Source organism: Croceitalea sp. P059 (assembly GCF_031846365.1).
GTDB lineage: Bacteria > Bacteroidota > Bacteroidia > Flavobacteriales > Flavobacteriaceae > Croceitalea > Croceitalea vernalis.
Genome location: NZ_JAVRHW010000002.1, coordinates 529,770 through 545,194, shown reverse-complemented (window position 1 = coordinate 545,194; position 15,425 = coordinate 529,770). Strand labels below are relative to the sequence as shown.

12 protein-coding genes are annotated in these 15,425 nt (G+C 32.7%); 5 read left to right on the top strand and 7 right to left on the bottom strand.

From position 1 onward, the window contains the following. Nucleotides 1-75 precede the first annotated feature (75 nt). The 4 genes from RM542_RS08720 to RM542_RS08705 form a co-directional block, all read right to left on the bottom strand. Nucleotides 76-1,716: a PorP/SprF family type IX secretion system membrane protein gene (locus tag RM542_RS08720; protein ID WP_311385356.1), complete on the bottom strand. Its 1,641-nt coding sequence runs from the start codon at nucleotides 1,714-1,716 to the stop codon at nucleotides 76-78. Nucleotides 1,717-1,802: 86 nt separating this feature from the next. Beyond that, a complete protein-coding gene (locus RM542_RS08715) occupies nucleotides 1,803-2,939 on the bottom strand; it encodes a cell envelope biogenesis protein OmpA (protein WP_311385355.1) in 1,137 nt (378 codons plus the stop codon). A gap of 164 nt (nucleotides 2,940-3,103) precedes the next feature. Beyond that, on the bottom strand, nucleotides 3,104-3,826 hold the full coding sequence (gene rluF, locus RM542_RS08710) for a 23S rRNA pseudouridine(2604) synthase RluF (protein WP_311385354.1): 723 nt from the start codon (nucleotides 3,824-3,826) through the stop codon (nucleotides 3,104-3,106). A gap of 104 nt (nucleotides 3,827-3,930) precedes the next feature. Then, nucleotides 3,931-4,641, bottom strand: coding sequence for a Bax inhibitor-1 family protein (locus tag RM542_RS08705; RefSeq protein ID WP_311385353.1), 711 nt, complete (start codon nucleotides 4,639-4,641; stop codon nucleotides 3,931-3,933). A 213-nt stretch (nucleotides 4,642-4,854) separates the two neighbouring features. Here RM542_RS08705 and RM542_RS08700 point away from each other — a divergent pair, with 213 nt between their 5' ends. The 5 genes from RM542_RS08700 to RM542_RS08680 all read left to right on the top strand — a co-directional run bounded on the left by RM542_RS08700 (nucleotide 4,855) and on the right by RM542_RS08680 (nucleotide 10,516). Further along, the gene (locus RM542_RS08700; protein ID WP_311385352.1) at nucleotides 4,855-5,499 is read left to right on the top strand and encodes a hypothetical protein; all 645 of its coding nucleotides are present in this window, start codon (nucleotides 4,855-4,857) and stop codon (nucleotides 5,497-5,499) included. 91 nt (nucleotides 5,500-5,590) lie between these two features. After that, the gene (locus RM542_RS08695; protein ID WP_311385351.1) at nucleotides 5,591-7,219 is read left to right on the top strand and encodes a hypothetical protein; all 1,629 of its coding nucleotides are present in this window, start codon (nucleotides 5,591-5,593) and stop codon (nucleotides 7,217-7,219) included. Between the two features lie 84 nt (nucleotides 7,220-7,303). Beyond that, nucleotides 7,304-7,981: a hypothetical protein gene (locus tag RM542_RS08690; protein WP_311385350.1), complete on the top strand. Its 678-nt coding sequence runs from the start codon at nucleotides 7,304-7,306 to the stop codon at nucleotides 7,979-7,981. Next, entirely contained in the window at nucleotides 7,941-9,392 is a 1,452-nt protein-coding gene (locus RM542_RS08685) for a hypothetical protein (RefSeq protein WP_311385349.1), read from the top strand. Before RM542_RS08690 ends, RM542_RS08685 begins: the two co-directional genes overlap by 41 nt. A gap of 11 nt (nucleotides 9,393-9,403) precedes the next feature. Further along, nucleotides 9,404-10,516, top strand: coding sequence for a DUF748 domain-containing protein (locus tag RM542_RS08680; RefSeq protein ID WP_311385348.1), 1,113 nt, complete (start codon nucleotides 9,404-9,406; stop codon nucleotides 10,514-10,516). Between the two features lie 22 nt (nucleotides 10,517-10,538). On the opposite strand, the gene RM542_RS08675 is transcribed toward RM542_RS08680, so the two are convergent. From RM542_RS08675 to RM542_RS08665, 3 genes are read right to left on the bottom strand one after another with little or no spacing between them, the layout of a single operon-like run. Then, the gene (locus tag RM542_RS08675; RefSeq protein ID WP_311385347.1) at nucleotides 10,539-11,207 is read right to left on the bottom strand and encodes an ion channel; all 669 of its coding nucleotides are present in this window, start codon (nucleotides 11,205-11,207) and stop codon (nucleotides 10,539-10,541) included. Then, entirely contained in the window at nucleotides 11,207-12,283 is a 1,077-nt protein-coding gene (locus RM542_RS08670) for an adenylate/guanylate cyclase domain-containing protein (protein ID WP_311385346.1), read from the bottom strand. Before RM542_RS08670 ends, RM542_RS08675 begins: the two co-directional genes overlap by 1 nt. Before the next feature lie 7 nt (nucleotides 12,284-12,290). Then, nucleotides 12,291-15,407: an efflux RND transporter permease subunit gene (locus RM542_RS08665; RefSeq protein WP_311385345.1), complete on the bottom strand. Its 3,117-nt coding sequence runs from the start codon at nucleotides 15,405-15,407 to the stop codon at nucleotides 12,291-12,293. Nucleotides 15,408-15,425: the final 18 nt, after the last annotated feature.

The window sequence follows — 15,425 nt, the reverse complement described above, 5'->3', positions numbered from 1 at the left end:
AATCAACCCCGATTTCCGTAAGCTTCTGGTAATTTGTTGATGTTCTTTTGCTGGTTTTAGTTTTTCTAGTTGTAACTAATCAAAACTAATGTCAGCTGTAGCCATAGGATTATAAACTTCCATTATCCATTTTTCTTTTTCATAAGCACCTTCTAAATGATTAACATGTGCTATTGATGCATCATCTTTTGTTTTAAAATCTGCTAAATAAACGTAGTGCAGCCCATTCTCTTTGTTATAAAACTGTTTAGCATTTAACCCCTCTTTACGAAGTTTTTCCATAAATGATTTTAAGTAGGTTTTATTTTTGAATACATTGGCTATTAAATAATAACCAGATTCTACGCCAATTAAATCAGATTTATTCTGCGCTTTAATCATTGAATCATCAAATAATTCACTTCTATTATTTTTTAATTTATTGTTTTTTGATGAGTTTTCAGCTACTCCAGTTTGTGCATATTTACTTCTAACTTTTTCTTTAGGTAATTTTTGTTCTTGCCTCATTTCATGTCTTAATAGGCGTACCATAGTTTCAAAGCGTCTTTCAAACATTCTATCCCTAGCACGCTCAATAGAGTCTTGTCTTAAAATCAATTCATCTAACACTAACCTATTCTCAAAAGCAAGTGAATTGTCATCTTTAGAGACCATACTTTCATTTTTCATTTGTTGTCTTAACTCAACCAGTTGCTCTTCATAATTACGCACTATTTCATCAACTCGTTCATCTTCTGAACTGGCTATATTTACATCTATCCCCAGACCTCTATATTCATCATTAAATGAATAGGCCAGTGATAATTCATGGTTCCACCCAAGATTATCTCCTATAGCATCTAGATTCTTTTCCATCAAATATCCAAGTGAAAGTTTTTTGTTAAGATTAAAGCCAATCCCTGAAGAAAACCCGTAAGTATTGTCATAAGTAGATTGTACCCAACCAAGTTTAGGTAAGTCTAGTAAAAAAGAACCTGTATATGATATTTCTTTGTTAACATTAGTGCCAAATTGTACAATCGGCATTAAACGACCATTCTCTAGAATACCTCCAGAACTTTTAAACTTATGAGTATACTGGAGCATAGTTGTCATACTTTCATAATTAAAATTGGTAAAAAGCTCATCAAGTGTCTGGTTATAACTTACCATATTCCTGAAGAAGATACCAAAGTCAAAACTGCCCATTGTAAGATTGATACCGGGTTCTATGTTTATTTTATTCTCTTTGCGAGCGTCTTCCAAGATTGGGTCGTTTTCATTCGTAACAATTCTATTTTTATCTAGCCCTTGACTTAGATAATTAACATTCGCTCCAAATGCTAAAGCACTTTTCTCTCCTAGTTTAACTGCCGTTGCATAGTTTGCATTGAATCCAAATTCTTGAACAATGCCAGACCACCTTCCATAAATACCTAATCCAAGAGCTGTATTTTCGTCAAGTTTGTTACTAAAACCTAAATAATAGTTTTGGTTATTGTCTTCATAACCTGAATATTGATTTCTCATTAAAACATTCAAGTATGATTTGTTTTCTCGAACCAATGAATAAGTTGGATTTATTAAGAATCGATTAAAAAATAATTGGTTATGAAATGGGGTCTTAATACTATATTGATTAGAGGTCTCTTGTGCCTTAAGAGTAAGTGGTAATAGTACCAAAAACGTCATAATCAATATGTAAATTTTGAGATGATAAGTTTTTGAATAGTTCATATTATCGGGGTTTTTGGGGAATTGTATTCTTACGCTATAAGCTGATGTTTTAAATATTCATAAACATAGTCTAAAATGATATTCCACTAATTGTCGAACATTGTTGATGAATAATCTGTTTCAGTTTTATCGTTAAGTACTTTCATTAACTTATTATCATCTTTCTCAATATTAAAATCTGAACCAGATGTAGAATAAGTAATAGCAATTTGACTAACCTTGTTTTTTGAACCGCGGTTAGACATTACATAACCCATACCTTTTTCTGGTGAAAATGCTATTGAAAAATCATCATAGGGACTATTAATTTGATTTCCAAGATTAATAGACTTACTAACCTTATTTTTATCAATTTGAACAGCAAATAAATCTAAACCTCCATAGCCTTTTCGTCCATCTGAAGCAAAAAAGAGTAAAGAGTCATCAGATAGTTCTGGGTAGAGGTCATTCTTTTTGGTGTTAACCTTAGGACCTAAGTTTTTAGCAATACCCAAACTCCCATCTTTTTTTATTTCTGAAACATAAATATCATATTTACCATAAGTACCTGGCATGTTTGAGGCAAAAAATAAACGGGTTCCATCAGCTGAAACTGTTGGGTGTTTAGCGGAGTAATACTTTGGACAAACTGCTAACTTTTTAAAGTTAGTCCATTTCCCATTAATGCTTTCAGCTCTATAAACTTCATGTATTATTTCCTTTTTTGAAAAAATACCATACTCTGGCTTTGTTTGAACCGGCTGACTAAAAAAGGCAAAGTTGCCGTTTTGAGTAACACTAAGACCTGGTGCAAAATCACTAGTGTCAACAAGCCTATTTTGGCTCAAAGCTACATTTGAAACCTCAGAAGGTTTTTTAATAACATAATCATTTTTAATACTTTTCATCCAATATTTTTTAGAAGATGGTTCATTAGTAGAAGTCAAGCTATTCAAGGCAAAATCATATCTTTCTTTATAGCTTTTGGGAATAGTTTCCGCATGTGCGATTTTAAATAGCTTTTCATACCAAAAGGTAGCGGCCTCATAATTTTCTCGCAGAAAATTGACATTTCCAAGGTCTTGAAAAATTTCAATTTCAGAATAACCGAGTTGTAAAAGTTCCAAATAATCATCAATACGTTGGGTATTTTCATTCTGATTATTGATTTGCGCATTAGAAGTTGAAAAAACTAATAACGCCACGAAAGCAAAAGCAATTTTGTTAATTGGGGAACGTTTCATAATTGTAGATTTAGGACGTTAATACACCACAAATATCTACAAAGATTTGAAGGAAATACTTATGAATTTTTCATAGGTTTTACTTTTTAACGCCATAATATGCGTTATATCGATGTTTTGACTAAATATAATGAACTGACCGGTCTACCTTTTATTGATAAAAATTAGAAGTGTGTTTTTGACGAATCTGATACTAATCTATTGATTTCTTTGAGCTCAAGCTCTGATAAATCACGATACTTGCCAGGAGGAATATCCAAGCTAACATTCATAATTCTGACCCGTTTTAATTTTCGAACTCTATAATCTAAATGTTCACACATTCTTCGAATTTGTCTATTTAAACCTTGAGTGAGAACTATTTTAAATTGTTTTTCATTAATTTTTTCAACCTCACATTTTCTAGTAACAGTATCAAGAATTGGAACTCCATTTCGCATTTTGGTAAGAAAATCCTCTGTAATTGGTTTGTTAACATTTACTATATATTCTTTTTCATGTCCATTACGAGCTCTTAATATTTTATTTACTATATCTCCATCATTGGTCATAAAAATTAAACCTTCACTTGGTTTATCAAGTCTACCTATTGGAAAAATTCGAATTGGATAATTAATGAAGTCAATGATATTGTCTTTTTCGACTCTTGTATCGGTAGTACAAACAATGCCTACGGGTTTGTTAAATGCTAAATAAACAGGTTTTTCTTGGGACTTAGAAATAAGTTCTCCATCAACTTTTACCACATCTCCTTCTATTATTTTAGTACCCATCTCCGGTACTTTGCCATTGATGGTTACGCGACCTTGTTCAATTAATTTATCAGCTGCTCTTCTCGAACAATAACCAGCTTCACTCAAGTATTTATTTATTCTGGTTTCTTTCATGAAATCCTATAAAAATTGGAAATTAAGCGAAGATAATTTTAAAAATAACTATAAAAAAAGCCCACTTGCATAAAGTGGACTTTTGAATAAGAACGTTAGGTATTTTAATCGTTTGATAAAATACTTAGTATATACCAGAATAGTAACATGAGTGAAGCAAATAAACCAAGTGAAGCTGCTACATGTTGATTTTCATGATATTTATGTATCATGTTTGATGTTTGGTAAAGAATTGAACCAGAAGCCAATACAACCATGCCAACACTAAACCATAAGCCTAAATCAAAACCGAATAGTGTTCCTGCTATGATAAGACCTAATGCGATAAAAAAACCTATAGTTAGGGCAGATTGTAAAAATGAAAAATCTTTTTTAGTGATGAATACAATTGCTGAAAGGCCTGTAAATAATGATATAGTTAAAATGGCTGCTTGGTATAATATATTGAAAGCCCCACCGTCTGCGATAACTACAGCCATAAAAATTAATGGAATAAAAATAAAAGCTTCAGCAATCACATAAAGCACTAAGCCTGCATAATGTGCTTGCACATTATCACTCTTAAGAGCTAGTTTTTCCGCATAATTTGTGACTAACATAAAGCCTCCTAATAAAAGTAACCAGCTAATTCCTCCGGTCAATGAGATAGCAAGTTCAACAATGGCAGGAATTTGAAAAAAAAGCGTTTCCACTAAAATGAATAGGAGAACTGCTCCAGCCAAATGAGCATAGGTTTTTTTGTAGAAGGTCACTCTAGTTTGGTCATCAAGTTGACTAATTACAGGTGGTAAGTTCGGAATTTCTTGGTTTTCCATAGATTTGGGTTTTTACGGGTTAGAACTAAAAAACGAGATTTAACCATTACAAGTATTTAGTACGCCTATTAATCGATAAAAAGCAGAAAAATTAAATTTCTACTTAAAATCAATTGGCTTTTATCCAAAAACTATCATATTTAAAAACTATTTATTTTAAAAAGTAGATTTAGTATAAAATCGTATTTTTAAATCAAATCAAAAATTGGTGCGATGAGAGTATTAAATGTTTTAGTAATTTGTTTTGTTTTTCTCTTAACAAGTTGTAGTAGTTCTTATCTGACAAGTTCAGAGAATGTTAGTAAGACAAAACAGGAGTATGATAAAGTATTAGTCGTGGGTCGTTCAAAGGATAAAACATCACGGATTAAATTTGAGAGTGAGGTGGTAAAAACGCTTCAAGAAAATGGGGTTGATGCAAAAGCATCTTATGAAGTTGAAGGAACAAAAGATTTAATGAATAAATTATCAGAAAGTCAAATTCAATCACTAAAACAAAAATTGGTGACTCAAGGTTTTGATGGGGCTATTCTTACTAATCTGATTAATACCGAAGAATATACGGATGTTTTGCCTGGCAGCACTTCTACAGCTTATGTGCCGGCTAGATATGGTCGTTTTGGACGTTACGTGGGCTATTATCCAATTACAACATGGGAGCCTGATGAACTCAAAACAGGTATAAAATATGTTTTTGAAAGTAGCTTTTATAACCTTTCAAAAAAAACGGGTGATAATTTAGAATGGGTAGGTCGATTTGAACTTAAGGATCCATCTTCCATCGAAAGAACTACGAGTATTTATTCGAAAGAACTAGTACAAGCACTTTTAAAAAATAATATTCAAACAAAGAAATAGAATTTTTTGAATTGTAAAAACTAGGGTTTGAGAGTGGACCTTAGAATAAATAGCCACAAGAGTATGTGTTCAGACCGAATAAACAAAAACGATGTTTAAAAATAAACATTTAAGAATTTGGTTTGTTTTTTTGACTCTAGTTGTTATGCTAATCGGGTTTGGCTTTATTCAAACTAAAAAAACAATTCAAAAAGCACTTGACAATCAAATCATACTACTTAATAAAACCCAGCCGTTATATTTAGCTTATGATAAGCTAGAGATTTCGTATTTAAATCGTTCATTTGAATTGAGTGATGTTGTTCTTCTTCAAGATAGCTCGAGTTTAGACTTGAATACATTAAATCCGCATACATTTATTAAGGACATTAAGGTTAAAAATTTTGAAGTTTTACCCTTGTTATTAAACAAAAAGCTAGAAGTAGAAGAGTTTGAAGTTACAGGTTTAGAGGTAGTATTTAAAAAGGGTGGACTTTTAGAACAAAGATTAAGTCAAAAAACTAAAAAGAAGACATCGCTTCAAAAAAAAAGTGGTTTAAAAGAGCTTTCAATTTCAAAATTTAAAATAGATGATTTCCAAATAGTTCATTTTGATGAGATAGCAAATGATACTATTAATTCGCTTAAAGGAGATTTAATAGCAATTAAGGATATATTATTCACTAGTGGTTTAGATAAAAAAGCCATTTCTATTAAGACTGACGATATTGTTTTAGAACTAAATAATATGTTAGTGACCTACGGGTCAATTAAAGAAAAAATTTCACTGTCCAACGGTTTAATGAATTTGGGTAATGGTTATTCAAAATTTAGCAATTTGAAGTTGGGTAATCTCAATATTTTAAAGAAAAAAGTGGCCATTAGCATATATACTAAATCACCAAGTTCTTTTGATATTCCAACGTTGGAGGTTTTTGGTTTGGACACGGCTAAGCTTTTTAAAAAATTTGATTTAATGGCGGATAGTGTTCTAATTGATAAAGCTAAAATCACCATTCTAAAAGATTCAAACAAGCCTTGGAATAAGAAGGTAACTAAACCAATGCCGCAACACCTTTTAAGAAAATCTAACAAGGAATTTTGGATTAAAAAAGTTCAAATAAAAAATTCAAGTCTAGATTATTTCGAAATCATCAATGAAAAAGAAATAGTAATTAACCTTGAAAATGTGCATTCAACAATTTTAAATTTGGGCTCGGCAAAATCAAGATATAATGATTTGGAGCCTCAAAATATTGATATGTCATTGACCGCGAAAGTTTTTAATGAAATAGATTTCTCCCTTAATTTAAAACTAATTAATCCGCTTAACAGTAATTTTTTCACTTTCAATGGACATACTGGTCCATTTAATTTTGAATCGTTTAATCCAGTAATGGTTCCTTCATCAAATATAAAATTTGAATCTGGTCGAGTCCATAAGCTTAATTTTAATGGCCAAGGAAATGCCACCTCTACAACTGGAGATTTTGTAATGCACTACGATAATTTGAATACTATTGTACTGCGCAAAGATGCAATGCTTACTAATAAGACATTTTCATGGATAGCGAATTCTGCAGTAAGAAAAGAGAACCCTAAAAATGGGAAGCTTAAAACTGCTGTGATACAGTTTCAACGAGTTCCTTACAAGGGTTTTGGCAACTACATCGTAAAGTCAATTGAATCAGGTCTTATTAATTCAGTATACCCCTTCGGAAAAAGAAGGCATAAAAAATAATTTTTTTATTATTAAAATCACCATCAAATATTTTTCATTATCTAGATTCCTTATCTTTCGTAGTATATTAAATCAATTAGAACCATGAAAAAATTAGTATTCGTTTTAATTACATTTTTAGTGTTGTCATGCTCATCTATCAAGGTTTTAGACACTTGGAAAGGTGACGATTCGAATATAACCAAGTTTAAAAACAAAAATGTACTGGTGCTGGGTAGAACAGCGGATGACCATTCAAGAATCGCTTTTGAAGAAGCGATTGCCAACAACTTGAGAAAACAAGGAATAAATGCTACCGAAAGTTTTATTAAAGCTCCAAAAATTAATCCTAAGCAAGAATTCACCAAAGAACGAATTGAGTTTATTAAAAGTCTAATGGCTAGCGAGGGATTTAATGCAATTGTAATTACATCTATTAAAGACAAACAACAAATAACTAGATCAACCAATAGTGGTATCTATATGGGCGCTACCTATGGAAATTATTATCCGGTCGGTTATGGTACTTTCTACGATTACTTTGCGCTGCCTTATATTGGAGGATCCTATTACAGTGCTTATGGGGATTACATTACAAATTCAGTTAGCACCACGACCGAAACGAAATATATTCTTGAAACCGCAGCATATAATCTTGATGAACCAAAAGAAGGCCAGTTAGTTGCGATATTAACCACAAGTATTAATAACCCAAAAGATGCGTACAAAACTGCTGATGCCTATGTTCAAAAACTGGTTTCCGCTTTCGAAAAAGCGCAATAAGTTAAAAAAGGCTTACTTATTCTTGACTGTAGTTGTTTTTAGCAGTCATGGTGTTCTCCTTGCGCAAGGAAATTATAGGCTAGAAAATTTTGGAAATAAATCAATACTCCTAAATGGTAACGTCACCGGTACTGTAAGTGATTTAGGTTTGAGCTACTATAACCCTGCAAGATTGGGTTTAGTAGATAATCCTTCATTTGCAATTAGCGCTAAAGCTTTTGAATTAAGTAATATTAAGCTTGAAAACACATTCGGAAATAGTGAACGTGTTAAGAATTCTAATTTTAATGGTATTCCGACCATGGTTGCCGGTACGTTTGAAATCAAGAACTTCCCAAAAGATAAGTTTGCCTATTCTTTTATTTCAAGATACCGTAATAGATACGATATAAACTATAGTTCAGGATTAGTTAATGGAGATTTTATAAATGGTTCAGATGGTAATGAAGATGTACTTTCAAGAGCTAATATAAATACAGATTTAAGAGAAGAATGGATAGGGCTTACTTGGGCAAAACCAATAAAAAGAAATTTTAGTGTTGGGGCTTCTCTATTTCTGTCTATTTATAATTACTCTGGTAGTTCTAATGTGAATTTTGCTGCAAAAAATGAGCAAGATAATGTGTTGTTGTATGATAATACGATAGGCTATGAGCAAAAGACTTATGGATTGTTTTTAAAATTAGCCGCAGCTTGGAAATCTGATGATATCGAGCTAGGCTTTAACTTTAACTTACCACATTTAAAACTTTTAGGGAATGGAGGTTTTAGTGGGGAAGAGATTTTATCGGGTACGAATAATGATATTTTTAATTTAGCAGAATTTGGAGATTTAGATTCTAAGCGTAGAACAGCATTGGGCGCCTCATTAGGGGCCGGCTTCAATTTACATAAGAACAAAATCCATGCGAATATAGAATGGTACAATGGGGTTGAAGAATATGAAAGACTTGATATAAGTACTTTAGATTTAAATGCTTTTACTAATCAAGACTTTAATTTTAACGAGTCGCTTAAACCAGTTGTCAATTTTGGTGTTGGGGCCGAAATATATTTAAATGATATTTGGAAGGCCTATTCAAGTTTTTCGACTGATTATTCGGCATATAAAAATCAAACTACCGTTTTCAATTTGATTAGTTCTATTAACGAAGAGGCTGATACTAGAACTAACTATTGGCATTATGGTCTAGGGCTTAGCGCAAATTTAAGTTGGGCAAGTTTTGTTTCAGGTGCTATTTTATCAACAACGAGTGCAGAATTTGCAAACCCAATAGATTTTCCGTCTGGTGAATTGGAAGCTGTAGAGAATGAAATTTCTAAATTAAGCCTAAATCGGTGGCGATTTATAGTTGGAGTGGAGATTCCACTATTTGTTGAAAAAATTGAAAAGACTTTAGGAGGCCTATAAACCGTATAACATTGAAAAAGAATACATCTAATAAAAGGTTTTGGTTTCGCAGAAAAATAGTAGTTATACCAATCTCTATTATTCTATTACTAGTGATTTTTAGAATTGCATTGCCTTCCATTTTAAAACACTATACCAATAAAGCCCTTCACAATATTCCCGGATATTATGGTGAAGTAGCTGCCATAGAGGTTGGTCTTTTTTCAGGAGAATATATTATTGAGAATTTATATATTAATAAGATAAATGCTCAAACTCAAATCCCATTTTTAAATTTCCCCAAATCTATTGTGGCCTTAGATGTAAATGAAATTCTGAGTGGAAACATTGTAAGTGATATTTATTTAGCAAACCCAGAGATAATTTATATTCTTTCGGATCACAATCAAACCGGAAATAATCCAGAGCCAGAATTGGATGATTGGTCTAAGGCATTGACGGAAATTGTGCCTTTAGCGATTAACGAACTAAAAGTTGAAGGTGGTAAATTTGGCTACGTAGAAATTAACACAAAGCCAAATATTGACTTACATATTCAAAATATTAGTCTTACTGCTTCTAATTTAAGAAATACCAAGTCTATAAATCAGGGTTTACCATCGAGCGTTGTAGCGATTGGAAATACAGTAGGTGGCGGTGAATTGCAAGTCGAGGGAAAAATGGATTTAATTCAACAAATTCCTGATGTTGATATTGCCTTGACCATACGCAATGCAAACGCCATGGCGTTAAATGATTTTACTAAGCACTATACAGGAATTGATTTTGCTAGAGGAACTTTTGAGATGTATGGAGTATTAAAAATAGATGAAGGCTATGTTAACGGTTTAGTTAATCCTTCATTTATTAATTCTAAATTTATTGGTAAAGGGGATAAGTTTTTAAGTGTTCTATGGGAAGGCTTTGTTGGAATGTTTAAATTTTTAATCAAAAACCATAAAAACAATAGTATTTCAATGAAGGTCCCTTTTAAAGGCGACTTAAATAAGATAAAGACAAATAAGATGAGTGCCTTTCTTAGTCTTTTTGAAAATGCTTGGATTAAGGCTTTTCATCCTGTTGGCACGAAATACGATAAGTCTAAAAGTCATAAAAAAACTAAACAAACCCCTAAGTCAAATTAGTATGTACTTTAGTCCCAAATTTTTATTTTGAATGAGTAATGTATTTTTCTACTACAACAGCAGTAATAATTACCAAATAAAAATTACCAATTAATCCTACTAAAATAACTGCTTTTTGGGCTAGTCCAGTTACCGGAATTATATCACCATAACCGATTGTCATTAATGTTATGAAACTGAAATACATCAGTTTTTCAGTAATCAGTTCGGGTTGTTCAGCCAAGGCCAGCATTGGAGGCCCTTGAAAAGAATTAGGATACACCAGTTCAATGGTCATGAAAATAAAAAATCCAATAAGCCCCAAAGAAATGAAACCACTCATTAAACCGTAAATAACATTTTTATTTACTTTTTTAACCAGCCACACTTGCTTAATGATTTCAAATGTGACCACTAAATAAAACAAGAAATACCCTGCCAAACGTAAAAAATCTAAAGTTTCATTCTTTTCACCAATAAGGGTTGAAATGATAAATAGAATTGCACTTAAACCCAAAACAAAGATGCAAAACCATACCAAACGTGGTCTTTTTGAAATTAAAATGATTCCTGCTAATAAATTAATTAAAAAGAGTATCGGGTCTAAGATGTTTTCAAAAATTGTTTGAGGTACAATCAAAGAACCAAATAAAATGGCTAATTGGCTGAATAAAAATAATTCAAAACGATATTTATATAATAATTTTTTCATTAGGTCAATTCAACAGTATGAATTTTGACTTCTTGTTTCTTCCCTTTCAATAATACATCGCCAAGATGTCTGGTAGAAAAAAAATCATCTCGATCAAGGTCTTTCAATAACTTTTCAGAAATGAGTATTGGTACTTTATGTGCGTTACATTCCGCTTGAATCCGAGCCGAAGTGTTTATAACGTCTCCGTGATATGCCACTTCCTTTTTTACAACCCCGACTTCGGCAACCATAAGTATTCCTCCGTGCAAACCTGCTTTAAACTCAGGTGAAATTCCATATTTGTTGGTATAATAATCTGTTTTATCAAAAAGCTTTTTCCTAAAAGTGAAAAATAGCCTGACGCAATTATTGTTCGATAACCCCTTCTGGTAAGGCCAACTTAAAACGGCCTCATCACCTACATATTGATAAATTTCAGCATCGTACTCGGGTACCACTTCATTTAAATCATAAAAGCAGTCCTGTATTAGTTGGCTATACTTGAAATGCCCTAATTTCTCGGCAATAGTAGTAGATGATTTTAGGTCCAAAAACATAAAAATGCGTTTCTCTTCTTTTGGTTCTTTATATTTTCCAAAGAGCATTTTTACAAAAACACCCTTCCCAAATTTATCGTTGGCAATCTGAATAAATGAAAAACCCAAGGCGGCAATGTTCATATAGATGATAACGGTCCAAAAGGTTTTATCTTTTCGCCACCAGCCAACTGCATTATCAATTTTTAAACCATAAATAGTATTGCTAATTTCAATGGTTATTGTTGATAGAATAATTATAAAGATTAGATAAATAAGCATACTTATAAAAAGGTTGAGGCCAATAGAAATTCTTTTTGAAAGGTATTTATCTAAAAAGAATTCTATTAATGCACTTATTATACCGATGAAGAATCCAAATAACGCAAAAATTGGTAAAATACGAGACCCTTGATGTTCAGGCCCCGTTGAAATACCCTCTTCTTCTCCTAAGCCGTAATATCGAAAAATGGCGAAAAGTGTCATGGCAAATGTCCAGAATACTATAGATTGCCAAAGATGTTTATATAGATATTTTAAAGATAAAGTTAGTTCCATTCATCGTTTATGCTTCCATCATGGCTTCATTAAACACATAATCTTTATAGTTTACTTTATATACGGCACTATAGAAAGTTGGAATAAAAATTAATGTAATAACAGTTCCAAATAATAGACCAACCATAATACTCACGGCCATTCCTTCCCACATTTCACCACCACTTAAATAAAGAGGAATTAAACCTAAAACTGTAGTAAACGTAGCTAGTAATATTGGTCTAAAACGTTGTAAACAAGCCATAATTACGGCATCTTTTTCTTTTCTTTTAAGAGCGGTCTGTTCCACCTCGACTCTATCAATTAAGACAATTGCATTATTAATTACTATTCCTGCCAATGAGATTACACCTAAAAATGGCATAAAACCGAAAGGCTCTTGAAACACTAATAGACCAATAACAACACCAATTACGGCAAGGGGAATTGTTAAACAAACCATAGTCATTTTACGGAATGAGTTAAACTGAACAATTAAAAGGAGTACTATGATAAAACCGGATAAGGGGAGGTATTTTATTACCGCACCCATGTTTTCTGCGGTGTTCTCAGCGTCACCACCAAATTTATAGTTGTAATCCGAATCCCAATTCGCTTTTTGTTGATCTAACCAAGGTGTAATCTCTTGTGTGATTGCTGATGCATTGGCGCCCTCACGAAGTTCACTAGAAACAATTACTGTTCTATAAATATCTAATCGTTTAATTTTACTATACTGCCATTCTGGTACAATTGAAGCTACCTGTAATAAGGGAACGCTTTTACCTGTGGATTGTGAGTATACATTTAATGTTTCTAACGACTCCAAGCTTTGTTGTTGACTCGCATCACTTCTCATTACTATTGGTATAGATTTATCTTCTTCGCGATACTCACCGGTTTGAAAACCTTCTAAAACAGTTTGTAGCGAAGTTGCTATATCTTGATTTGAAACACCCGCGGTCTGAGCCCTATTCTGGTCAATATTAATTACAAATTTTTTGCTTTTAGGTCCCCAATCATCCTTAATATTTTTAGTTCCGTTAATACCGGTTAGCTTACCTTTTATAGTACGAGCAATATTTGCAAGTACATCAGGATCGGGCCCTGATACTTTTATCTCTATAGGTGTTCCACCACCACCAGAAGCTAAAAGCCCAACTTTAATATCAGCGTCAGGAAAATTTTTAAAACAATAGGCATCAAGACTGCTAACCATTTCATTATTGTAGATGAATTCAGAGGTGTTTACTAATATATGGGCATAACTTGAATTGGCCTCATCGGGAGAATATCCTAAGTCATAAGATTCTGGTCCTTCACCAATATATGCCGACCAATCTACAATACCATTGGGCCGAGCTTCATTGACTTGGAGTGAATCTGTAATAAACTTTTCTATGTCCAAGACAACATCTGAAGTAGTTTCAATTTTAGTTCCAAGCGGCAAATTGATATCTATAGTAATCATATTTCTATCACTATCTGGAAAAAATACAAAAGCAACTTTTGTAAAACCATAGAGCGATAAAAAGAAGGCAATAAAAATACCAATCAATACTATCCACTTATGTGATAAGGCCTTTAAAATCAAATTTTTATAATACCCTTTAAGTATATTGATGATACGGTCTACAAAACTTTCTTTTTGCTCTGATTTCGGAATCACCTTAAGAAAAAGATAGCAAAACAATGTAATTACTGTTAAAGCCATAATCCATGACGAAAGCAGCGCCAAAGAAATAACAACAAAAATTGGACCTACGATATCCCCCATTGTAGATTCTGCTAAATAAAAGGATAAAAAAGCGGCTGAAGTTGTTAATGTAGAAATCAAAAGCGGTGTAAACAACTCAGAACATGCTTCAATAGCTGCTTTCTTTTTAGGGATACCTTGTTCTAGCTTAACCATAATAGTTTCAGCAACTACAATTGCGTTATCTACCATCATACCTAAAGCCATAATTAAAGCGGCTAGTGTAACTTGGTTAAGCCCCATATTTATAAGCCCCATTAACATCAAAGTCATAATGACAACAATAGGAATAAGGCTGGCAATAATTGTTCCCGAACGTAGCCCTAAGAAAATCAACATTACAATCAAAACGATACTTATTGATTGTAAAAGGTTAATAACGAAATCACTGATTTTTACATCAATATAAGTGTCAAGTGAAGACAGGCGACCTAGCTCTAATCCCACTGGAAGTTTTTGACGCCACTTTTCTAAAACGACATCCATATCTTCTCCTAATTTAATGACGTTTGAGCCTTCCTTAAGACTTACATGCAATGAGATAGCATCCATTCCATTAACCCTTATTTTTTGTGTTGGCGGGTCAATATAAGATTGTGTTATTGTTGTAATATCTCCGAGGGGTAATAGTTGAGTGCCATTGGCTCCAACAGGAATTAATGTTCCTTTTATATCATCTAAAGAATTGAAGTTACCTGTTGGTTCAAGAATTATTCTTTCGTTTCCTAAATTTATTTGCCCACCACTACTCAAAATATTAGTAGATGCAATGATATTTTGTAGTTTACTGGCCGAGAGACTATATTCTTTAAGTTTAGCATTATCAAACTCCACAAATACTCGTTCATCTTGAACTCCACCTAATTCTACTTTAGCAGCATCGGGTAGTTTTATCAAATCATCCTTAATATCATCAACATATTCTTTCATTTGTGCATAAGAATATCCATCTGAAGTCATCCCCACTACTATACCATAAACTTCACCAATACCGTCATCTTTCAAATCTGGTTTCACCCCGCTAGGCAAACCTTGTATTGCACTTAGTTTCCGTCGCAGTCTATCCCACACAGCTTGCATGTCTTCAGGGGCAACTTCATCTTTAAGGGTAACAGTTACCACGGAAAGTTCTGCCCTTGATGTACTTGCAACTTCCTTAAGTTCAGGGAGTTCTTGAACCACTTTTTCAATTTTATCAGTTACTAAAAGTTCAACACGTTCTGGACTAGCCCCTGAGAAAAAAGATACCACAGATGCAACCCTTACTGTATATGGGGGCATACTATCTCTTGGGAGAGATTGATATAAAGTAATACCTAAAAGCATTATTGTACCTAAAATGGTAAGTGTAATTCGATTCTTATTTATTGAAAATTCGGTGAGATTCATACCTTATTCTTTTTAGAA